The sequence below is a fragment of the Leptospira broomii serovar Hurstbridge str. 5399 genome (genome assembly GCF_000243715.2).
GTDB classification, from domain to species: Bacteria; Spirochaetota; Leptospiria; order Leptospirales; family Leptospiraceae; genus Leptospira_B; species Leptospira_B broomii.
The window spans coordinates 430,263-453,045 of record NZ_AHMO02000011.1; the positions used below are offsets into that span (position 1 = coordinate 430,263).

Sequence of the window (22,783 nt, forward strand, 5' to 3'; positions counted from 1 at the left end):
TAATCTTATTGTTTTCGGTCTTTTTTACGGACTGTTATAAAAAGCCAGTGCAAGGTTCAGTAATGGATTTTCTCACGTTTAGTTCTGCGTCGGCCGTATCGACGACTCCTGTTCCGGTAAACGTCCAAGTTACCGGGTTGGGAGGAAATGCTTTAGTCGTAAGCAATAGTCTAAATGAATCGCTGACCTTCAACTCTGACGGTACGCTGACATTTCCGACTGCGGTCGCTGCCATAAATTCGTACAATGTGCAGATCGTATCAGGGCCTCCCGTGGCTAGCAATTTGTCATGTCGGATCAATAACCCGAATGGACCTATCACTTATCCGTCTACGTTAATCGTAATACAATGCGCCCAGGCCTTCAATAATTTGAACGTCACCGTTGTAGGAATTGCCTCGGGTAATACTTCTACTCTATTAATTCAAAATTCCACCGATACTCTTTCCTTTACGGGAAACGGAACCCAAATCTTCGCAAATCAAGTAGGAGCCGGTAACGCATATAATGTTCAAATCCTATCGGCGCCTACCGGGCATAATTGCGCCGTCACAACAATACCGAACCCCGGAACGATGCCAAACAGCGCGTTTACAATTAACATAAACTGTCTGAGTGCGATCGCATTTTCTCCCAATTCCATGCTAGTTCCCCAATCCAGTTCCGCATTTATTAAATTTTCCTCTCACGGTATTAATTCCTGCGTTATCAACGGCGCCGCAACTATTGCCGGAAGAACGAATATAGGATCAGGAAACGTCACCATTACCACATTAGCGGCGCCAAACGACGATATGATTCAGCTAACGCCAGGTCCCGCCGCTTACTGGGGAATCAGCGCCGGGCAAGTCTTCGTGAACTTAACCGGTTGCAAGGACGGAGCAGGAAATTCCGTAGTGAATCCGACAGGAGTTTGGTACAACTTTAACGTCACTTCAAACGTTATGTACGTTTCATTTACGGGAGGAAACGATTTAAATAACTGTAATTCGATCTCCACTGAATGCAGAACCATTCAAAGAGGGGTCAACGCCTGCAACGCAACCGGCACGGTATGCTACGTCCTGGTACAAGGAGGATCGACCTATCCTATCACCGTAACCGCTACCGATCAGATCGTATTAAATGCTAAAACTTCCGTCTTAGGCAGCTATGATGCGACCTTTACCGTTCAGGACGTAAAAAACAATCCTTCAATTATTTCAGACAATCAAGCTTGTGCGGGGGCTTATCCCGGAAGTATTTGCACTCCGGTTCTTATAACTACCGCCGCCCTAACTTTGGCCTCAGACTTCGTTCAATTTAGCGGGTTTGTCGTAAAAGCATTACCAAATGCGGACGCTTCCGCCGCAATTCTCATCGGAGGGACTGCAGGTCCCGGGCAGATACGAATCGGTGGGAATGTTTTGGACGGTGGCCAAGCAAGTGCTAATGCAGCTTTAGGAGGAAAAGTCGGAATCTATATAACGTCCAGCGCAAACGTCTTGGTCGGATTCAATTACATCTACGGAGGTTCCGGAAGAAATATATCTGCCGGCGTCGTAATCGATAGTTCCTCGGTAGTTTTAGCTTATAATCGGATCAATGGAATGCAATCAGCTCCGACCGGCTATAGCTCGGGAGTAATTGTCCAAAACTTCACTGCGGCGAATGTCTCTGCGATCACCAATAATGAAATTAACGGAATCCAATATTTGAACCAAGCGGCGATTCTTCCGGTTATCTCTTACGGAATTCAGGCTACGAGTTCTGCGGATCCGACGAATTTATATATCTTTAATAATAGTATTTACCTTGGAAATGCTACGTCGGGTGCGTTGGGCAATGCTACCGGAATCATAGCCCAAAGTCTCGCTGGACTTCCGTACAGCATTTATAACAATCAAATATTCGGACAATCAGGATCTCTTCCCAGTAACGGAGTGGGATTAGCGATCGGAAATTTGCCTGGAGCAGGATCGATAGTACGAGGTAATAATTTCTATACTAACATTCCTGCTATCATCGGAGGAGCGCAATATTCCGTTTGCAGTACTTTTACCCTTTCATCGACTATTTGTTCGGCGCCTACACTTCCGCCTACAGGTAATTTCACCAATTCGTATAACGCAAACCCGAATTTTATAGCCACCGCATCCGAAGATTTCGTTTTCTTCCCGAAATCACCCGGCGCGCTCGGAACTCCTTCTTCGTCAACAATGCCCTGCACTTCGATGTATGGGGGAGTTACACCTACGATTCCTGCAGCATATCTACCTTTATTCAATACGGACCTCGCTTTAACCACCAGAACCACGACACCATATATCCTACAGCCGTTAGGTTCGAATGCCGTATCCGTCGGAGCTTTTGAACTAAATTCGAATTGCCTCTAGACTTCCTTTGAAGCCAGGTCTTCCCATTGTTCGACTTTCCGGACAAGCTCTTCTTGGATTGTCGTTAATCTTTCTCCGGAGATCTTTGCCTTTTCCGGAGATGCGGTTCCTGACTGCAACGTCTCGACGAGAATTCGTTCTTCCGACTCCAACTCAGCGATCTCCTTTTCCAGCATTTCTAGCTTGCGCTTGTCTTGATAACCGAGCCCTTTCTTTTTTAAGGATGACGAGTCTTTGGAAGAAATCACAGGCTTTTGTTCCTCGCCTTCCGGATTTCTTTCTCGATAAAATTTATACTCGAGATATTCCGAATAGTTTCCGGGGAACCTTTCGATATTTCCCTTTCCGTCCATTATAAATATATAATCGACAACCCTATCCATAAAATAGCGGTCGTGCGACACCACCAAGACCACACCGGGAAAATCCTGTAAAAAATCCTCCAAGACCGAAAGAGTGGGAATATCCAAGTCGTTAGTAGGTTCGTCAAGAACGAGAAAATTAGGATTCTTCATCAATAGAACGACAAGATACAGTCTTCTTTTTTCCCCGCCGGAAAGTCTTTCGATCTTTGTCATTTGCAGTTGAGGCGGGAACAGGAACCTTTCCAAGAATTGAGACGCCGACCATAAGGATCCGTCCACCATTCTAACTGTAGGAGCTACTTCCTCTTTTAGATAATCCAAGACTCTTTTATCGCCGGGTAAATCGCGAGTAAGCTGATCAAAATATCCGAACGTAGTATTTACTCCCGAAGATACGTCCCCTGAATCCGGCTTTTCCCTACCGGTCACTATATTCAAAAAAGTAGTTTTCCCCGCCCCATTCGGACCAACGACTCCGATGCGCTCTCGACTTTTAAAGATGTAGGAAAAACCTCCGATAAGAGAGGAAGAATAGGATTTCTTAATATTTTTAAGTTCTAATATTTTTCCACCTAACCGCCTTCCTGACACCGAAATATCCAAAACAATGTCTTTCCCGCTTTTCTTACGATCCAAGACTTCCAATACTCTGTCGGTTCTCGCCTTTTGCTTAGTGCCTCGAGCCTTCGGTTGCCGTTTCAGCCACTCCAGCTCCGTTCGTAAAAACGATTTACGTTTGACTTCCTCTTTTTCCTCTACGATCTGCATCTCTACTTTCTTTTCCAGATACAGATCATAGTTTCCCGGAAAAATTCTAAACGTCCCTCTCTCGATTTCGAGAATTCTTCCGGCGACTTCCTCCAGGAAATAACGATCATGGGTCACCAATAAAACGGCTTTTTTAGTCTCTTTCAAATAATCCTGTAACCATAGAATTGCATCTATGTCCAAATGATTGGTCGGCTCGTCCAGTACCAAAAGATTAGATTCTTCCGTTAAAGCCTGGGCCAAGGCGACTTTTTTTACCATTCCGCCGGATAACTCGCCCATTCTTCTTGAAAAATCAGGAATATTTAATTCTCTTAACAGATTCTTTAAATCCGATTCAAGCCCCCACGCTTCTTTCAAATCCATCTCCGCCATTGCTTCCTGATATTCTTTTTCAGCCTCGGTTCCCCCTTTTTCGAGCAAGATGCAGGCATTTTCGTATCGACGGATGGTCTCCATTAACGGACCGACTCCGGAGAGTATATGCTCTAAGATCGTGTAATTGGAATCGTAAGAAGGAAACTGCGGGAGGTAGGAAATTTTCAAAATCCGATTTCGGATTACTTTTCCCTGATCGGGTTCTTCCGTTCCTAAGAGAATACGCAGGAGTGTCGACTTCCCGGAGCCGTTAATTCCGAGAAGACCGGTTTTTTCCCCCTCGTCAATGCCGAAGCTGACGTCTCGAAATAGACTCTTTTCACCGATGGTTTTAGAGATGCGATCGACAGAAATTAAGTTCACTAACTCTACAAGCTTTCTATAGATACCGGGCAAGCAACCCTTTTACCGATCTATGTAAGATCGGGGAGCTCTATTCGATAATGAACGCCGGTGTCTGACGGGACCAAATTCCAATCCGCCTTAAGCTTTCCGAGCAACATTCCTACCAGTTGCAGACCGAGACTTTCCGATTCTTTGATATTGAACCCGGTAGGCAGGCCGATTCCGTCGTCCTTAACTTCGATAATTAAAGTTCTTGCGGTTCGGGCAATTCCTATATTGATATTTCCGGTTCTTTCTCCGGGAAAGGCATATTTCAAGCTGTTTGAAACAAGCTCGTTTAGCACCAGAGCTAATGGAATCGCAAAATCTAAATTTAATTTCAATTCATCCGATTCGACGGCGTATTTGACCTTACGACTCGCACCGAACGACTGAACCAGCGCAACTAAAAGATTATTAAGGTATTCCTGAAAATCCGCGTCCGCAATCGATTCGTTTTGATATAACTCTTTATGTATGAGCGCCATCGATTGAATACGTCGTTCGCATTCCTTAATAATCGAAACCAGTTTCGGATCGTCCGTAAATTCGGTTTGCAGGCTTAGTAGACTTGAAACGACCTGCAGATTATTTTTTACCCTATGGTGAATTTCCTTAAGCATCACTTCCTTATCAGTGAGCGACCTCCGTAAAGTTTCTTCGTATTGATAACGCTCGGTTACGTCACGAATAACCTGCGCGGCCCCTATTAAATTATGGCTAAAATCCCTGATAGAACTATAGTTTATTTCAAGAACGATATTTTCGTTCACTAGGCCGGAAATTCTTCGTTCGACCCTAAATACTTCTCCCCGTAAGGCGCGACTCCAATTTTCTATGATCGTATTCCGTTCTTTAGGATCGGTCAAAAAAACTTCGGAAATACGATCTCCTTCGCTGATCCTCTTTCCATAAAGTTTCCAGACCAAAAGTTCGAAAGAACTATTGCATGCCATCACCCGCATATCCATATCGACTGCACAAATAGAATCTTTTACGCCTTCAATTATTGCCCGAAGTCTATCATTGGCTAACATGATTTTTTTTCGCAATTCTTGCAGTTCTTGCTGTGCCTTTTTTCGTTCGGAGATATCCCGAAAAATGACCTGCATAAACTTACTGTCTCTCTGTTGAAATGCGATGCCGGTGACTTCGACCTGGATCTCGCTGCCGTCTTTCATGAGAAATTTCTCTTCGATGGGGGCCAACGGCATTTCAAATTTAAGAGCACGTAGCATTCTATCCGAAACCACTTTTTGAGAATCGGGATGAACGAAATCGAAAACCGATCTGCCTTCTATTTCCTCCAAGGATGAATATCCTAATATTCGCAAGCCCGCTTCATTCAAATAAAGTAATTTTCCTTCGGAATGGAGCCCGATTCCGTCAGGGCATACTTCCACCAATTTCCGATATTTTTCTTCGCTCGCTAACAAGGCGGTCTCCCAGACCGTTCTCAAAGTCACGTCCTTTAAAAAAATGACGGCTTCTTTTATCATACCTTCCTTCTGTAAAGGTGCGAACGAAACTTCCAATTCGGAATTCATTTCAGTCGGAAACAATCGACTAAAATGCCATTTTCCTTTTTCTCCGGCAAAGGCTTTCTCGAGTTGCGAATTGAATATCTCCCGGTGTTCCGGGGAAAGCAAAGAAGAAAGATTAATTCCTTTATGGAGAGATAATCCGAATTGGTTTTTGACTTCTTGTCTACCGGAGGAATTTACGTATTGAATGAGACCTATCTGATTTAATTGGATAACCCATTCGTCCGTACTATCCAATAAAATCTGAATATAGTCCAATTGGTCTCGAAGTATGATTTCATTTTTCTTTCGTAAAGTGATATCTTGAATGGACCCGTAAATTTGAATCACCCGGCGAGTTTCCGGATTTAGGATCGGTTTTCCATGATCACGAATCCAAAGTATCTCTCCTTTTTCGTTTAAAATTCTATATTCTTGAACTGACGGTTTTCCGGTGAGGAGAGTCTTGACCTTGTCGGAAACTAACCCCTTATCTTCGGGATGAACGTTTAATAAACGGTCGATCGGAAGCCTATTTTTTTTATTGAACGGTTTTTTTCCGAAGAACCGCCAAAAACTTTCATTCGCCCAACCGACTTGAAATTGATAATCATCCGATACATCCAAACGATAAATAAAATCGTAAGTGACTTCCGGTAAAAAGGAGCGCATCTCCTCGTAGGATTCTTTTCCAAAGAAACGTTTCGTAGACCAGTTTCGAAGCCAAGCAAACGTCATTTTAATTCCAAGAGAGCGTAAAAGCTTTCGCCCTTCCATTCTGGCCAGGTTACTAAATCCTCCCCTATTTCCTCGATTGATTTTTGCAACGCTTAGCGAATATGCACAATTTGAGGTGTAATATTCCATAGTTTAGACATTACTTAATTCTCGCAAAGGGGAAGATAACGGCGTCCTATATAGAAAGAATGTGTTCTATTCCAAATTGAAAAAGAGATTTGTGGGGAAGCAAATTCAATTACTGCACTAAACAAAGTATGAATCCAACTCAGGGAAACGGAACTTCAACGACGATTCAAACGATTAGAATTCTCATTGCCGAAGACGATCATATCAACCAGATCATTGCAAAAAGAATGTTTCAGAAATCAGGGTACGAAGTCGAAATCGTAAATAACGGACTGGAAGTATTAACCGCAATTCGTCGAAGTAAATACGATATCATCTATCTAGACCTCATTATGCCGGAATTGGGTGGATTCGAAACCGCTCGAAGATTGCGGGAGGAATTCAAAGAATCTGCGGAACCTCCATGGATAGTCGCTTTAACTGCAATGTCCTTAGCGGATGAATTCGAAGAGTATCTGGAATCCGGAATGGACTCCTTCATTTCAAAGCCTTATAAATTAGAAGATATTCGCAATTCTATAGATGATTATTTCGTAAGAAAATCCAAATAGATATTAGCAACTTCAACCGGTTTTTCCAACATAGGAACATGTCCGACATCCTTTAAAATCACCTTCGCAGAATGGGATATTCCTTTTTCCAATACTTCCGCTCCGGATACGCTAAGAACACGGTCAGTATCCCCCCAAAGAATTAATGTCTTCGATTTTATCGATTTCATATTTTCTTGAAGTGGAAATCCCTTGCGAATATCCTTAAATACGATTTTATTAAACTCGGCGTTTTTAACCGCTCTTTCCGCAAAATACCCTTTTAGAATCGAAGGAACCTTAGGCGGATTTACGAATACGAACTTCATCAATTCTTCGAACTCGTCCGCGTTGGTGACGATGAGATTATTTTTCCCATTCTCCATATTTTTGGAGAGCTCGCTTTTTATCGGGCTATTGATTCCGCTTGGAGCAAATAATCCGAGAGAAAGGATTTTTTCGGGGTGTTTAGCGGCAAAAACTCCGGAAATGCATCCGCCCATGGAATTTCCGACTATATGAAATTTATCCCAACCGATTGCCTTCGTAAATTGATCCAATCGCTCCACTTGTTGATCGATCGAATATCCTTGGTCGGTTAATTTTTCGTTCTCTCCGAAGCCGGGCAAATCCACGGCGATAATGTCGTATTTCTTGGTTAACCCTCCGGCAAACCTAGTCCAATTGTCCTTATCTCCGCCGAAGCCGTGGACCATTAGAATTTTTTCTTTGCCGCTTCCACCTTCCAAGTAAACCCAATTCCAGGGAGCTTGTTTTAGCTCCTTCTTCTCGACGTTAGACTTCCAACGCTCATATCCGAATCCGAATCGGACTAGCGTTCCCGAGCAAGAAACGAATGTTAAGCTAAATAACAAAAACGGAAGAACGATACGGGTCAAAGCGGTTTTCATCGGGGTTTCTCGCGGCTAAATTTTAAGAATAACGTTTTTTAAGTTCTCTGGCATAAGCGAGATCGTGCGTGAGTAGTCTCATCCTTTTTACAAGGTAAGTAGTAATGCTTTTATAGAATTTTAGCGCCAATTCCTTATCTTCATCCAAAGTTTTTTGGAGATGCTCAAAAGGAATTTCCAGCAATTCGCAACGTTCCATCGCTTCTACCGTTCCTGCACGCTTCCCTTGGTCCAAAAATGGAAACTCTCCAAAATGATCTCCCGTCGCAATCGTGGTCACATTTACGTCGGTTCCTTTTTCGGTCGAAGTTATAATTTTAAGAGTTCCGTACATAACGACGTAAAATGCCTTTGCTTCGTTTCCCTCTTGATACACCGATTCGCCCTGCTCTAGAACCTTGTATTTTGTTTTTTCAGCAAGCTTAGAGAGATCGTCCTTGGAGAAGCTGGAAAAAAGATAAATGCCTTGCAGAATTTCTTCGATTGAATGTTGCATAGAATTTCCTTATGAAAAACCGAGTCTGGCTTCCGGAAAAAAACCTTCAAGCTACTTTCCTGGTCGACTACCGAGAATTCAGCCATCCGAATTTCATCTCCGAAGCGTTCGGAAATTTCAATAGGAATAAAAACGTCCGAAAAATACGCCTAAAGCGGTTTCACTATTAACGGGAACGATGGGATTTCATTCCGGAATCCGAAGCGTAAACTTTATCCCATCATCCGTTTTAAAGTCCGACTTTGCACGTAATTGTCTCGTCAAGATATCGATTAATTGCAAACCGATCGAACCCGATTTTTCCAAGAAGTTACGATCGTAGGAAAAACCGTTGTCTTCGTACTTTAGTAGTAATCCGTGCTCGTCCGTTTCGAGTCGAATCCTGATTTTTCCGGTATGATCTCCCGGAAATCCATATTTAATGGAATTTGTTAAAAGCTCATTTAAGATCAATCCTAACGGTATGGCCTTTTCTACCGTTACTTTCGAAGGAAGAATCTCGAGATCCAACATGATTCTCTGCGACGCTTCGTACGTCCGAATCAAATTGAAAGAAAGAGAGCCGAAGTAATTCTTTAAATCGACATCCGTAAAATTATCGGATCGGTACAAATCGGAGTGTACTAACGCCATGGACTTTACCCGACTTTCACTTTCTAACAATACGCTCCTTAATGTCGGATCCTCGTAATTTTCATATTGTAGACCGAGTAAGCTTGCGATAACCTGCAGATTGTTTTTCACCCGATGGTGAATTTCCCGGAGCATGACCTCTTTTTCCGCGAGTGATTTTTCCAACTCCTTGGTGATCCGATTTCGTTCGGTAACGTCTCGAACGATTCCCATTGCTTTGTCGGAATCCAATAAGACTGCATTGACTTCGCAATCGATAAGAATTCCCTCTTTAGATTTAAACTTTCTTTGCAAGGTAACCGGCTTACCTACAATCAAATTAGGCATAATCTTCAATGTCTCCTGCCAACTATTCGAATCCAATACGTGCTCTAACGTGAATGAAAGAAGTTCTTCTTTCGAATAATTCAACAATTCTTCAAAACGCCGATTTACTTCAAGTAGCCGAGCCCCTCGATCGGTGATGACGATCGCGTCGGACGCATTTTCAACGATGGATCGATATTTCTTTTCGCTTTCCTCCAGCTTTTTTACCGCCTCCACTCGGTCCGTAACATCATAAAGTATCGAAAAAACCAATACCTTATCGTTCAGCCGAATCGGGCCCGTATATATCTCCATTTCCCTGATCTCGCCGTTTTTCAATCGATGCTTGAATAAAGAATAGTGACGCGACTCTAATGCGGCGCCATGCACCGCCTCGTAAACCAACTCTTGGGAGAGGATATTAATGTCGGTAATTTTCATACTCAAGAGTTCTTCTCTCGAATACCCGTAAAAAAGGCTCGCTGCTTCGTTTGCATAAACGATCTTGCCGGTCTCGGGATCCAAAATCCATTTGATGGCTTGATTCGTTTCAAAGACTTGGCGAAAGGGAAAGTCATTGGAAAATAGTTCTTTGAGCAAATTTTCCGGATATGCCTCGGAATCGGACGCGGTAGTAAGTTCCAACCAATATTGATCCTGTATTCTCTTCCATTTTGCGACCATATCCGACTCGATCGAAGTCATGGATACAAACTCGGGTTTACAACGTAAAGTCGCGCTTCCGGATTCCCCTATAACCGCTTCAGCGCCATCGAATAAATCTTCCATCGTTTTCCCTTTCCATCGGGCTTCGGGCAGGTTCATCGCAAGAATGAGACCTTCCAAACTGTGCAGAATAATCCATTGATTCATGAAGAAAAGAACGCGAGTAAATCTTGGGAAGCTGGAAAGAACAACATATTCCTAAGAGAGAGTAGTTTCACCGATAGCCTTTTTTAGAAAAGTTTTTACTTCGGGGAATTTCAGAAAAAGAACTTGCAGCCCATTCCCTCGAACGGGACTTTGCAAAAGAGTCCGCTATTATAGCGGTCGCTACAGGAATTGAAAACATGGATTTATCCTTCTTCAGCCAAAATAAAGAGCTAATCGGCATTATCATGATGCCATTCACCTATGGATTCGTCGGGTGGTTTACTAACGTAGTCGCACTGAAGATGACCTTCTATCCTCTAGAATTCGTCGGAATCCCGCCTTATCTAGGATGGCAAGGAATCGTTCCGAAGAAAGCCCAAAAGCTGGCTCTAAAATCCGTGAATATTATGACCGAGAGATTGATCAAAGTAGAGGATTTTTTTTCGAAAGTAGATCCTGAGCAACTTGAAAAGGAATTTCAGCCTGTTCTAGACGGTTTGGTGCCTTCTGCCACAAAGGAAATCATTCATCATATCAATCCGGATATGCGGAAACATCTCGAAAACGGCCATGAACAGGAAATCATAAACGCCGTTCAGGAAAAATGCGCTCATACCGTGAGGAATATCATGGTTCAGGTTAAGGAAAATGTCTCCTCCGTTTTTAATTTCCGATCTTTAGTTCTTCGCAAGCTCACGGGTCCGAATGTAAAAAGGATTGTGGATATCTTCGAGGAGGTAGGTTCAAAGGAATTTACTTTCATAGAAAGATGCGGTTGGTATCTTGGGGGGGCTTTAGGAATCCTTCAAGCCGTTCTTTGGGAATTCTTCCCCGTTTGGTGGACTCTTCCCATCCAAGGGATCATTGTAGGATATATTACGAACTGGGTCGCTTTGACCATGATCTTCCGGCCTTTGTACGAGAAACGCTTCGGCCCGATCAAATACCGTGGGCTCTTTTTAGCTAGGCAGGAAGAAGTATCTCGAAAGTATTCGAACGTGTTCGCAACGCAGGTATTGACCGCAAGAAACGTTCTGGAGGAAATCCTCTACAAAAGAGCTGCGAGAACTTTAGTAGAAACCATTCAAGAGGAAGCCGTAACTGCCGCTCATAAATTACATTTAAACGGAAATTTAGATTCCGACGACGGCAAAGGCGAAGACTCCGATTTTGAAACTACTAAGAAAGAGGTGATTCGTAATGTGAGTGATACTCTGGCGAATAGCTCCAGCAAATTAGAAAGTTATATGGGTCGAGCAATGAGCATAGAGAATAATATGTTCAAGAGAATGAAAGATCTCCCTCCGGAAGAGTTCGAGCCTATCCTTCGTTCAGCATTCCAGGAAGACGAATACGTATTGATTCTGATCGGCTCCGTGTTAGGTGCGATCGTAGGTCTCTTCCAGGGACTCTACATGCTCTACGTCGCTTAATCGTATGAAAGAAATTCGAGTCAAAGAACAGGATCCTGAAAGTTTTCTCAGAAAGCTGAGAAAGGCGGTCGCCGCCGGAGAGTTAGGGACTCTGACTAGCTTCGACCTGGAAGGGGATGATTTTTGCATCCGATTTTCCGGACTAGGGGAATCTCGGATTTGGTACAAATTGGAAAGAGTCGGCGAAGGTTTTTCCGCCACCAGACGTAAAGAAAAGATCGCTTTACTTCATCAGGCCTTTCGAGGAGAGATGGAAAAGAATCTAGGAAATATTCTGCGCCGACTCGGTGCGGATATTTCATGATTATTACAAATGTCACAGTCGCATAGGGAACCCAAGATCGCCCTACTTCCTTCCGGAATCCGGCTAGCTTACGATAAATTCCCGGGAAAATACAAGATTCCTCTTTTCTGCATTCACGGCCTCACCGGCAATTTACGGAATTTTGAACCGATCGCGCATACCCTTTCCAAGAAAGGGATCACAGTCATCACCTATGATTTGCGCGGGAGAGGCCATTCGGATAAACCCGAAGGAGAATACTCGGCAAAAATACACGCTCAGGATTTGAAAGATCTTGCCGGAGTTTTGGGATACAAACGCATTGCGGTATTGTCCCACTCCTTAGGTTGCTGGGTTACTTTACGATTGGCAGAGCTTGCTCCACAGTTCTTGAAAAAGGCAGTATTAGTCGACGGTGGCGGAGCATTATCTCCGCTGCGAAAGTTTTCGAATCTTCTAATGATTCGTTCTTCTTTGGCGAGGCTCGGCAGGATCGTCCCTAGCAAAGAGATATATCTTGCAGAAGCGAAAAAATCGCCGATTCTCTCCTCATGGAACGAGGATATTCGAAATTTCCTGCAATACGAACTCGAACCGATCGGAACACTTTCCAAATATCTAGGTCCTAACGACGAATCCGGACCGTTCGGTCCCGTTCAATGCTCGCTTCCTCCTCGAGTGGCTGAATCCGAATTACAAAGTATGGGCGGTTCCTTACACCCTATCGGAATTTTTCGCAGATTTTTAAAAAATCCGATTTCAAGCTTTCGAATATTACAAGAAAATAATCGACTTCCCTATTCCGCGATGACTTGTCCGGTATTAGTGGTTAGAGCCGGGAAACCGAATTTCAAACCGGGAGACGAATTGCTCCCCGATAGTGCGATTGAAAAAATGCGGAGAGAAATGCGGGATTTTCGGGTCTTGGAAGTTCCGGATAAAAACCATTACGAAGTGGTTTTACTCGAAGATAAATTAAGAGATAAAGAAATTTATAATTTCCTAATTCGCTAAAACGGCAGTCCGGAATCGATATCGGCGGTAATTTTTCCCTTGGTTTGAAATAAAAAATACACTAGGGCCAGGATTGCCAGAAGCACGATCCCTGCAAACCCTCGATTGTATTCTTCCTTGGAAAAAATCTCTCCCTCCCCCACGACCGGCCTGGTCTTCGGGCGCAAAGGAAATCCGTATTTCTTGGCAAGTTCTTCGATTTCAGTCAAATGAATCACCGGCACATCTTCCAATAGAAATCGAGTCATCACTGAATCGATTTTTGCCGCGCCTGGCGGAAGTGTTTTGTTAAGCCCCGGCTTAAAACTCAGCTTACCCGCCTTTGTTCCTACCGAAATGGTCCCGCCTCCTACATTGATATAAGCTTGAAACGATTCACCTTTTGCCCCGTTCGTAAATCGTCGCATCCTCTCGTCCAAGCTTGAAGTAAAAGAATCTCCGGTTAGTAGAGGAAGGGAATTACGTCTTACCGATTCGTCCAAAAGTCGTTTACCTTCAGGAGAAATACCTAGAGCCCGATCTTCCAATCCTCCGTAACTCAAAGCTATGGATCGATACGGAAAGATTTTCTCCTTGAACAACTCCCTTTCCATATCCGCCCAAAGAAATTCCGGATCGTTTGCTCCCCATTGCGAGGAGGACAAACTGGAAATCGAGACAAGCTTTAGATTCAAGGATTTTGCTGCGGCATACACACAAACATTCAGCGCGGGAAAGGAGCCGGATAAGCCGACTGCAACCGTTCCTCCGTCTTCTACACCTGCCTTCTTTAATAGATCCACGAGCAATCCCGCAAAATTCGGATTCACCGAAGTTTGCTTAGCCGTAATAATTCCGGTATTGCTTGTAACAGCCGTCAAAAAAGATCCGATCAAACCCGAGCGAGCCGGATCGAATTCCGGATCGGGAACCTGACCCCTCTCGATTCTCATATTTCGAATAAGAGTAAACGCCTCGTCCGCAGTTTTAGAGGCTTCCATTTTTTGTTCATAGAACGGCTGCCTCTGCTGAATCTTAAATGTTTCTACCAAAAATAATCCAAAGACCGAGATTCCGGCGATCAATAAATAAGTTTTCACGGAGGCGGAAGTGGGTCGCCAATAGATTTTCTTCAAGGCTGAAATTCCCCGCCTAGCATTAAAATCAAAGCCAATCTTACAATGACCGCTCCTGTCAGAAGTACACTGACGGTTTCCCAAACTCCTTGGCGGTCCATCCAAAGCGCGATCAAGCCGGGGATAATATGTCCTACGACTTTTGCTTCATCGGTAAAATGTAAAGGGGCGATCGAAATCGAAGTAAAATGATTACGTCGAAGAAACTCCTGAAACAGTGCGCCCAAAACAAATCCTGCCAGAAGTAAAAACGCGGTTTTACGTTTTCCATAAAGGATCGTAACCCCGGAAACGAGTTTCCCGAGTCCGAAAGTAAGCGCACCTAATCCGATCGTTACGAGAATGTCCAGAGGGTGATGCAATTGCAAAGCGATATAACCGGGGACTACCAATCCACCTGCCGCAATTCCGAAGAACTCTGCAAACGCGAGGCTGACAAACAAACCGATCCCGATTGCTAATGTTAATAAATCCATCATCTCAGTCCTATCGGTTCACTGCGATTTTTAAAAGTCCGAACCAAAGAGAGTCCCAATCCTCCGATGTTTCCGATACCTACGAATAATGTCGTTTTACTACCTAGAGCAAGTGCCATTTCAAAAATTTCCATTTCCGAAACATCCTCGGCAAAATGCAATTTAGAAGCAGGAACTCCTGCGTCAAGGGCGCCCTTTCCAAAAATATGAGTCCCGGTTCCGACGATTAGATATGCATTCGGTGAATTTTCGCCCCAAGAACCTACCTCGGTCCCGAGTTGCAAAGATCGATCAGGACGATCGGGTCTGCAATTCACGATCGCAATTTTACTTTGGACTTCCGGAAAAGCCAATCTTGCCAGTTCCCAAACTCGTTTGGAAGAGGCGGGATCGTTTGCGGCAAATCCGTTTACAAAGTAGATCTGCCTACCGAAAAAATCCATTTTATAAGCGGCAGTTGCGCCTAGATCCGGAATTGCTTTCTGCATTCCCCTAAGCGCCGTTTGTCGATCGACTCCGATGGAGTCGCAAACTCTGAGAGCTAAATTCACGTTTTCGCGATGTTCGTAATAAGAGAACCCGCGTAAATCCTCGTCCGTTACGACCTCGGTTTCATTCAGAACGGAAGCAATCAATTCGGTCCCTCGGTCCAGGCATATCTTTTTTAGAATGTGTAAAAATTCCCTTTCCGAAGTGAATAATTTCCGATTGGGCGGAATTGTTGCACCTAACGCAAGAGCTACGTCTTCCTTTTTCGGTCCCATAATCTCCAGATGGTCCTCTCCGATATTGGTGATAACCATATGTGTGGCCTGAACGATTCTATTCTCCGAGATCCATTGATTCTGAGGATCTAAGGCCATACATTCCAAAACGACGGCTTCTACGGATTGCTGAGCTGCGAGTCTCAGTATCTTAGTTTGTTCCAGTATATTCGCTCTGCCCGCACGGTACACCGACTTCTCATCACCGTCGGGAAATACGACTCTAGGAAGCGTTCCGGTTGTTTTTGCCAGGGTTCGGATACCGGCCTCCCTCAATCCTGCGGAGATTAATCGGGTCACCGAACTTTTTCCTCTTGTTCCGTTAACGTGAATACGAATCGGAATTTTTTTAAGAATTTGTCTATGGCTGCGATACTCCCACCAACCGTAAAATATTAAAACGGCTATAAGGAGGGATAACACTTCGGTTTCAATCACGATGGGGAATAACCTTCCGGATACGTCGAGCCAAATAAGTCATATTACGAAAGATTAATGGAAATCAAGGTTATATCGTCCTGAGGGTCTTTATTGCCTAGATGCGCTTTCATGTCCTTTATGAGTCGATCGTGCAACGATTTCCCTTTCAAACCCGAGGTCTGATAAATAAGTTCGATACGTTCTTCTCCGAACGGATTCTGATGGGAATCGAACTCTTCGAAAATTCCGTCGGTAATCATCAGAATGGAATCTCCCGGCCGATACTTACGATCTTCCTCGGTAAAAACCATTGCGGTATTAAGACCGACTAGAGATCCGGTACGTTCCAGCAATTCGATTTTATCCTTAGATTTCCAAAACAATGCAGGGTGTCCGGCCGAAGCGAATTTGAATTCTTTTTTCTGAGTATCTATATCCAGGATAAAACAGGAAAAGTACATTTGTAAACTTTTGAAATTCCTGCAATAATCGAAATTTATCCCGGCAAGTAATTCCATTGGAGAATTCGCCACATACTTTATCGGTTCGTAAACGCCTTTAATGGTCATAGTCACTAAGGCAGCCTGTACCCCGTGTCCCGTAGCATCCGCAAGAAGAATCCTTAATACGCCGGGCCGTACTTCGAATACGTCGTACCAATCCCCACCTACGTCCATGACCGGTAAATAAGTTACGAACGTGGAAGCTCCCGGAATGGATGCGTCGATCGGAGGAAGAAGGCTATTTTGTACCCTCTTGGCGAGATTTAACTCCTCCTTCATCGACGTGTAAAATCGAGAGAGCTCTTTCGATCTAGCCCGAACCTGAGCTTCAAGATTATGAAGAAGATGATTACGTTCTCTATCAACCTGCCTTAATTCCTCGACAGTGTTTCTGAGTTTGCGGCCGGTTCGAATTCTTTCGGTAATATTTCTTACGATTATAGTAAAACCTTCCCCCGAAGAAGTTTTCATCCTGGAAATCGCGGCTTCCAAAAGAGGTTCGCTACCGTCTTTTCTCCTTCCTCTAAAAGGACCGAAAATTCCTTTTTCGGGTATCTGCGCTAACTTCTCTAATACCCGGCTCCCCCATTTTTTATGCCTATCCGGAAGAAGAAATTCGATATGTCGGTTCATCACTTCCCAACTTCTATAGGAAAATAATTCTTCCGCAGCAGGATTCATGAGTACGATTTCCATTGCTGCGTTAAGCGAAAGGATCGGCTCTAAGGAAGTGCGAACAAGCTCGGAAAGTCTTTCCTCTGATTCCCTCAATTTGACTTCGCCTAATTTTCTAGACGTGACATCTCTGAAATAGACTGCGAGGTCCTCGATGGACGGAAAAATTCGAACCTCGTACCAGGTACCGTCGGTTGGATCCAATAATTCCAAATCCTTTGGCAGTCCGGACCTCTTACAATCGATGATCGTAGGAAAGAGCAATGTGTCAGAAAATTGAGGTAAAATTTCGGCTATTCTCTTTCCGACTAGATTTTCCCGGATTACATCCAAAAGCCGTTCCGCTTCGAAATTGGCGTAAATAATTCTGAGTTCCGGGTCTAGGGAGAGAAACGCATCGGTGATACGTTCGAGGATACGTATTACGTCCTTTCTGGAGGCGGAACGAAACGCCGTTTTTGAAGTCGTCGGATCTTTATTTGGCTCGGAGGACATAGGCGCGACACTAACGTTGCTTCCTTAATTAAGGTTGGTCAAGAAATCTTTTCCGCAACCGGTAGGATTACATGAAAGCGCGCATATTCCCGTTCTTCCGTTTCGAACTCGATTTCTCCGCCTAAGTCTTTGACTATATCGTAACTAATTGAAAGACCAAGTCCGGTTCCGACAGAGGTTGGTTTAGTCGTAAAGAATGGATCAAAGATCCTCGTTAAATTTTCCTTTTTGATTCCTGTTCCGGCATCTTCCACCGTAATCTTTACGGAACGAACTCCGTCCTTCAAAATTATGGATTGCGAAAAACGAAGTTTCTTTCGTACATCGGCAGACGGATATTTTTCGTTGAGGGAATCTCGTGCATTAGTGATTAAATTCAAAAAAACTTGCTTTAATCTTTGTGGCTCGGCAAATACGTAAGGGATCTCGTTCTGAACATCGATTAGACTAGAAAGGTTTTCCACCGAAATTCCGTCCTTTAAGAGAAAAGGCAAAAGAAGCTGGACCGAAAAATACAGAGAATCTCCCGCCTTGACATGAAGTTTTTCCCCTTCCTCTTTATGCACAAATCCTAATAGACTTTTTACGATTCCGGAAATCCTTTCACTCTCGCGGATGATAACGTCTAGATTTTTTCGTAAAGGTTCGTTCATTCCTAATTGGTCTTTAACGATTTCGGCATAGTTTAATATTCCTGTGAGCGGATTATTAATCTCGTGAGCAACCCCGGCGGCGAGCGTTCCAAGCGCTTCTAATTTTTGACGATGCCTTTCCGATTCCATTCTTTTAAGACGATCGGAATCCGATTCCTTTTGTTCAGTCGTATCCGTGATAAGCGCAACGATGGCATGAACTTCACCTTGTTTGCTAACAGGAGAGATTCTAACGAAGTAATGTCGCCGTTTTCCGGTAAAGTTACTCCAGAGTTCCCATGAATTCGGTTTACGTGATTTGATGACTCGGTTCATTAAAATTTTGAACTTACGATTTTCGTGAGGCGAAAACAAATCATAGGCACTTTTTCCGATATAGTTCTCCGTTGCGATTCCCGTTATGGTTTTGCTGAGAAAAAGGATGTTTCCGTATAGATCCAGAACCGCAATCGAATCCATTCCTTCCACAAGAATCGATTTCCATCGACAATCCGGGTCCGGTAAATCGTAGTCTCTCAGTAGTCCCTCTTCGTCTAGTTCTTGAAGCTGGACGAGAATCTCGCCTTTTCCATCCACACCTCTTAAATCGTTGGTATGGACGCATACGCTTCGATAATCGTCTGCGGTTTTCAGTCTAGTACGAAGTTTGGAAGAATTACTTTTCTGTTTCTTAGGAAGATTTAAAAACTGCTCCATTAAGCTTTCGCGATCGTCCGGATGAGCGAATTCGGCCCAATGAAATCGATTTTCAACATCCTCTTTTTTGCAACCCGATAGAAGTTCGAACTGGCGATTCGCCAATCGGATCAATCCGGTTTGATCGATCAATAAGGATGCTATCGGCAAATCGTCAAATAGATCGTCGGGTTGTTTATAAGGAGATTCTAATAAATCAAAATTTTCTTTCACTACCCGATCCCTGTTCGAGGAAATTTTCCCCTACTACATTCGAAGATCGTTATGGAAGAAATATTACAAAATCGATAAAAATTAAAGAAATAGGGCCGGCGGATTCATGTGACCGTCATCCGCCGGTTTGACACAAAGATGTCAGTAGACCTTCAGAAGTTCTACTTCAAAGATTAAAGTTGAATTGGGAGGAATATCCGCGCCTGCCCCTCTACTTCCGTATCCTAGATCGGGTGGAATAGTAAGTTTTCTTATTCCGCCTTCTTTCATTCCTTGAACGCCTTTATCCCAGCCTCGTATTACTTGTCCGGATCCGAGATCGAAACTAAACGGTTTTCCCCTGTCTTTGGAACTGTCGAATTTCTTTCCATTGGTAAGCCAGCCGGTATAATGAACGGTTACATTAGATCCGTTGAAAGCTTCCTTACCGGTGCCTTTCTTGATTTCCTTTATAATCAAACCCGGCGCTTGCGCAAAGAGCAGGCCTGCTCCTGCAAGGCAGATCATGAATGTAACGATTAAGATTGTTTTTTTTGAGTTGATTCCTTTTTTTATCATTTTCCTCTACCTCCTGTCCGTCGTATGCCGGATCCGGAGAATCCGCCTTTAGTTTGGCTACCAAGAACTTTCGTTCCACCGGCTCCGCCTTTTACTGAATTCTTTTTATCGAACTCTTTCTTCCATTCTTCGGAATCCACAACGGCCAGGGCTTTTCCGGCGATTTCCTTTTTATTCAAAGCTTCCAAAGCCTTTTTAGCGGCTTCGTCTTCCAATTCCAAAGAGCCGTAGCCTAAAGAACGTCCTGTCAGTTTGTCCTTTTTAATCAGGACATGCTGAACTTCCCCGTATTGGGAAAAAAGTTTCTTTAAGTCTTCTTCAGACCATTCCTGGGGAAGGTTTCCCACGGAAATTTTCATACCGCCTCCTTATTCATTTTTTACGACGAATTAATCCGCTCCCGACCCTTATACGGTCGCTGAAACGGCTTTAGTAAATCCATTCTCTAGAATCGGAAGGAATCCGAAACTCGAATTCGAGTTCCCTTCCCTGAAAAAAGAGACATCTAATCGTTTAGGGATCTTGGTCCGAGATGATTTCCAAAACGCTTACTATAAGATCGGGAAATTTAGGTTGAGGTTGCCTGATTGCCTGAAAAAGTTCAAAAAACAGCGATTCAGGGTTAGTTTCCCCTGACTGATAAGGTATATATTATATGGATATTTTTCTAATCATCGTAGGGGTGATGGCCATCCTTGGGGTCATGGACCTTCTTGTCGGTGTTTCGAACGACGCGGTAAATTTTACCAATTCCGCCGTCGGTGCGAGAGCGGCTTCCAGGCGATTGATTCTAATTATTTCTGCAGTCGGAATTCTATTCGGAGCTTTAAGTTCCAGCGGAATGATGGAAGTGGCGAGAAAAGGAATTTTCCATCCCGAATACTTCAGCCTCGGCGAGCTCATGTTTCTGTTCTTAGCTGTAATGGTAGCCGACATTATTCTTTTGGACCTCTACAATACTCTCGGCTTACCGACGTCTACGACGGTCTCCTTGGTATTTGAATTATTGGGTGCGTCGCTCGCGATGGCGATTTTAAAAACGGAAACCGTTAACGACGCATTTCGCATAATCAATTCGGAGAGTGCATTAAAAATTATCTTCGGTATCGTATTTTCCGTAATCTTCGCCTTTTTTGCCGGATTATTTTTGATGTTCGTTTTCCGGCTCATATTCAGCTTCAGACTGGAAAAAACGATTCGTTTGTTTGGAGGATTATTTGCCGGTTTAGCGACCACAATCGTAATCTTCTTTGTTCTACTGACCGCAATGAAAGGCTCCACGCTCATCGACAAGGACCTGCTAAAATGGATCGGCGATAACTTTCGGCAAATCATTATAACTTCCTTAATCGGCTTTTCGGTCTTCTTTCAGATCCTCGTATTTTCCGGCGTGAATGTACTCAAATTCGTCGTGCTCTTGGGGACCGCATCCTTGGCCATGGCCTTCGCGAGTAATGACTTGGTGAATTTTATCGGTGTTCCGATTGCGAGTCTCCAGACTCATGAGTTGATCAAGCTATCGAACTGGAATACAAATACTTTAGCGGTAGGATTGGCTGGAGAAGTCCCCACGCCTAACCTGCTTCTTTTAGGCGCCGCATTGATAATGATCTTTTCCCTTTTCCGTTCAAAGAAGGCGGAAACTGTTACTCAAACCGAAGTGAGCCTCGGTTCTCAGGGTGAAACGATCGAAAGTTTTCAAAGCAGCCTTGTCGCAAGAGTCTTTGTTCAAATTGCATTAGGAATTTACCGACCGATCAAAATTATTCTTCCGAAAGGAATCAGAACCTGGATCGGCGAAAGATTCTCCAACACTGCTTCCAAGGAAATCGTTAAGATCCATGAGAACGACGCGTTCGACTTACTCCGAGCTTCGGTAAATATCCTCATCGCTTCCGGATTGATCTTGATCGGAACAATTCAAAAGCTCCCGCTATCAACGACCTTCGTAACCTTTATGGTCGCGATGGGAACCTCTTTAGCGGACGGCGCTTGGCAAAAGGAAAACGCAGTCAATCGTGTCAGTGGAGTTCTGACCGTAATAGGCGGATGGTTTATGACCGCAATCTTTGCCTCCATGATGGGCGCAGTGATAGCGACCACTTTCTTTTACTTCGGCTTTCCCGCGGTAGTAGCAGTACTCGCAGGAACTCTTTTTCTTGTCTTACTTTTCAATAGAATACACGGACAACGGAAGGCAGCTTACGACGAAAATATCGAAAAACTAGTCAATATCAACCGGCATCCCGAAAAGGCCCTCGCAAAGACCGTATCTTCCATTCTGGGCAGTTTAATCATCGCCAAAAAAGCGATGAATAATGTTTATTCCGGTTTCATAAACGGAAAGAAGAAGGATTTTAAGCAAACCGGAAAATTACTTAAAAACATCAAGAAGATGTATGAGAATTCGATATCCAACTTCTTAACTTTGGCGAACAAGCATTTCGACGAAAGAGAATTCCAATCCATTCATCCCGTGACGAACGCTCTCGGATATATCGACCGAATTGCCGAAAATATTACGAATATCTTAAGAAGTAGCTCCAATAATATAGATTCTTTCCGTTCGGGACTCAGCAAGGACGAACGCGAAGATTTAAAAGATCTACGGAAACTTGCGGAAGAAGGATTTGAACTCCTAGTGGATTCCGATAAAATTCCTAGCCTTTTGGATAAGGCCAGATCCAAAAAGAAGGTCAAAGAACTCTCCGATATCAAAATTCGTATTTATAAGAATCAAATGAGACGGATCAGAAAGGGGGACAGTAGACTCAAATCGAGCACTTCTTATTTCGTGGTCGTGGAAGAACTAGTCGATATTAACGAAAACCTGATGGGCCTCGCAGAAGAACTCCACCATGTCCTGCCCTGGGCCGAAGAAATGAGAAAACAATTACAAAAACCCAATAATGTTTCCAACGGACGCCATGCAATCCTCCCCTTCGAAGAGAAGAAAGAAAAAGGCAAAAAAAGGAAGAAAAAGAAACTAAAGGCTGAATGACCCGCGCATAAGTATAATCTATACAAAAGCAAAAACCTAACCATAAATTAAAAGGCTAGGTTTTTGGTCTTTATT

General features: G+C 43.7%; 18 protein-coding genes. 6 read left to right on the forward strand and 12 right to left on the reverse strand.

What is annotated here, in order from left to right; all coding sequences use genetic code 11:
* Positions 1-47 precede the first annotated feature (47 nt).
* Complete coding sequence (locus tag LEP1GSC050_RS20900; RefSeq protein ID WP_156896036.1) at positions 48-2,375, forward strand: hypothetical protein; 2,328 nt, start codon at positions 48-50, stop codon at positions 2,373-2,375.
* On the opposite strand, the gene LEP1GSC050_RS19380 is transcribed toward LEP1GSC050_RS20900, so the two are convergent.
* Both LEP1GSC050_RS19380 and LEP1GSC050_RS19385 read right to left on the reverse strand, forming a co-directional pair.
* On the reverse strand, positions 2,372-4,249 hold the full coding sequence (locus tag LEP1GSC050_RS19380) for an ABC-F family ATP-binding cassette domain-containing protein (RefSeq protein WP_040912011.1): 1,878 nt from the start codon (positions 4,247-4,249) through the stop codon (positions 2,372-2,374). The genes LEP1GSC050_RS20900 and LEP1GSC050_RS19380 overlap by 4 nt on opposite strands.
* A 50-nt stretch (positions 4,250-4,299) precedes the next feature.
* Positions 4,300-6,660, reverse strand: a complete 2,361-nt coding sequence (locus LEP1GSC050_RS19385; protein ID WP_020987923.1) for a PAS domain-containing sensor histidine kinase — start codon at positions 6,658-6,660, stop codon at positions 4,300-4,302.
* A gap of 128 nt (positions 6,661-6,788) precedes the next feature.
* Here LEP1GSC050_RS19385 and LEP1GSC050_RS19390 point away from each other — a divergent pair, with 128 nt between their 5' ends.
* Positions 6,789-7,211, forward strand: a complete 423-nt coding sequence (locus tag LEP1GSC050_RS19390; RefSeq protein WP_010570011.1) for a response regulator — start codon at positions 6,789-6,791, stop codon at positions 7,209-7,211.
* On the opposite strand, the gene LEP1GSC050_RS19395 is transcribed toward LEP1GSC050_RS19390, so the two are convergent.
* The 3 genes from LEP1GSC050_RS19395 to LEP1GSC050_RS19405 all read right to left on the reverse strand — a co-directional run bounded on the left by LEP1GSC050_RS19395 (position 7,187) and on the right by LEP1GSC050_RS19405 (position 10,409).
* On the reverse strand, positions 7,187-8,101 hold the full coding sequence (locus LEP1GSC050_RS19395) for an alpha/beta fold hydrolase (protein ID WP_010570012.1): 915 nt from the start codon (positions 8,099-8,101) through the stop codon (positions 7,187-7,189). The two genes, LEP1GSC050_RS19390 and LEP1GSC050_RS19395, sit on opposite strands and share 25 nt — an antisense overlap.
* A gap of 22 nt (positions 8,102-8,123) precedes the next feature.
* Entirely contained in the window at positions 8,124-8,597 is a 474-nt protein-coding gene (locus LEP1GSC050_RS19400; RefSeq protein WP_010570013.1) for a cyclic nucleotide-binding domain-containing protein, read from the reverse strand.
* 186 nt (positions 8,598-8,783) lie between these two features.
* Complete coding sequence (locus LEP1GSC050_RS19405) at positions 8,784-10,409, reverse strand: sensor histidine kinase (protein ID WP_010570014.1); 1,626 nt, start codon at positions 10,407-10,409, stop codon at positions 8,784-8,786.
* A 197-nt stretch (positions 10,410-10,606) separates the two neighbouring features.
* Here LEP1GSC050_RS19405 and LEP1GSC050_RS19410 point away from each other — a divergent pair, with 197 nt between their 5' ends.
* The 3 genes from LEP1GSC050_RS19410 to LEP1GSC050_RS19420 are packed head-to-tail and all read left to right on the forward strand — an operon-like array spanning position 10,607 to position 13,139.
* Entirely contained in the window at positions 10,607-11,842 is a 1,236-nt protein-coding gene (locus tag LEP1GSC050_RS19410; RefSeq protein WP_010570015.1) for a DUF445 domain-containing protein, read from the forward strand.
* A 4-nt stretch (positions 11,843-11,846) separates the two neighbouring features.
* Positions 11,847-12,146, forward strand: a complete 300-nt coding sequence (locus LEP1GSC050_RS19415; protein ID WP_010570016.1) for a hypothetical protein — start codon at positions 11,847-11,849, stop codon at positions 12,144-12,146.
* Between the two features lie 9 nt (positions 12,147-12,155).
* Positions 12,156-13,139, forward strand: coding sequence for an alpha/beta fold hydrolase (locus LEP1GSC050_RS19420; protein ID WP_010570017.1), 984 nt, complete (start codon positions 12,156-12,158; stop codon positions 13,137-13,139).
* On the opposite strand, the gene pgsW is transcribed toward LEP1GSC050_RS19420, so the two are convergent.
* The 7 genes from pgsW to LEP1GSC050_RS19455 all read right to left on the reverse strand — a co-directional run bounded on the left by pgsW (position 13,136) and on the right by LEP1GSC050_RS19455 (position 20,066).
* A complete protein-coding gene (gene pgsW, locus LEP1GSC050_RS19425; protein WP_010570018.1) occupies positions 13,136-14,254 on the reverse strand; it encodes a poly-gamma-glutamate system protein in 1,119 nt (372 codons plus the stop codon). The genes LEP1GSC050_RS19420 and pgsW overlap by 4 nt on opposite strands.
* Positions 14,251-14,730 carry a poly-gamma-glutamate biosynthesis protein PgsC gene (pgsC, locus tag LEP1GSC050_RS19430; protein ID WP_010570019.1) on the reverse strand — a complete coding sequence of 160 codons (480 nt, stop codon included), beginning with the start codon at positions 14,728-14,730 and terminating at the stop codon, positions 14,251-14,253. The genes pgsW and pgsC overlap by 4 nt, the downstream gene beginning before the upstream one ends.
* Positions 14,730-15,932, reverse strand: coding sequence for a poly-gamma-glutamate synthase PgsB (gene pgsB, locus LEP1GSC050_RS19435; RefSeq protein ID WP_010570020.1), 1,203 nt, complete (start codon positions 15,930-15,932; stop codon positions 14,730-14,732). Before pgsB ends, pgsC begins: the two co-directional genes overlap by 1 nt.
* 44 nt (positions 15,933-15,976) lie before the next feature.
* The gene (locus LEP1GSC050_RS19440) at positions 15,977-17,587 is read right to left on the reverse strand and encodes a SpoIIE family protein phosphatase (RefSeq protein ID WP_010570021.1); all 1,611 of its coding nucleotides are present in this window, start codon (positions 17,585-17,587) and stop codon (positions 15,977-15,979) included.
* Positions 17,588-17,625: 38 nt separating this feature from the next.
* Positions 17,626-19,149 (reverse strand): PAS domain-containing sensor histidine kinase, encoded by a 1,524-nt coding sequence (locus tag LEP1GSC050_RS19445; protein ID WP_010570022.1) that lies wholly within the window; start codon positions 19,147-19,149, stop codon positions 17,626-17,628.
* A 141-nt stretch (positions 19,150-19,290) separates the two neighbouring features.
* A complete protein-coding gene (locus tag LEP1GSC050_RS19450) occupies positions 19,291-19,707 on the reverse strand; it encodes an FKBP-type peptidyl-prolyl cis-trans isomerase (protein ID WP_010570023.1) in 417 nt (138 codons plus the stop codon).
* Positions 19,704-20,066 carry an RNA recognition motif domain-containing protein gene (locus LEP1GSC050_RS19455; protein ID WP_010570024.1) on the reverse strand — a complete coding sequence of 121 codons (363 nt, stop codon included), beginning with the start codon at positions 20,064-20,066 and terminating at the stop codon, positions 19,704-19,706. Before LEP1GSC050_RS19455 ends, LEP1GSC050_RS19450 begins: the two co-directional genes overlap by 4 nt.
* Positions 20,067-20,362: 296 nt before the next feature.
* Between LEP1GSC050_RS19455 and LEP1GSC050_RS19460 the strand changes: the two genes are divergently transcribed.
* Positions 20,363-22,708 carry an inorganic phosphate transporter gene (locus tag LEP1GSC050_RS19460; RefSeq protein WP_010570025.1) on the forward strand — a complete coding sequence of 782 codons (2,346 nt, stop codon included), beginning with the start codon at positions 20,363-20,365 and terminating at the stop codon, positions 22,706-22,708.
* The last annotated feature ends 75 nt before the right edge of the window (positions 22,709-22,783 follow it).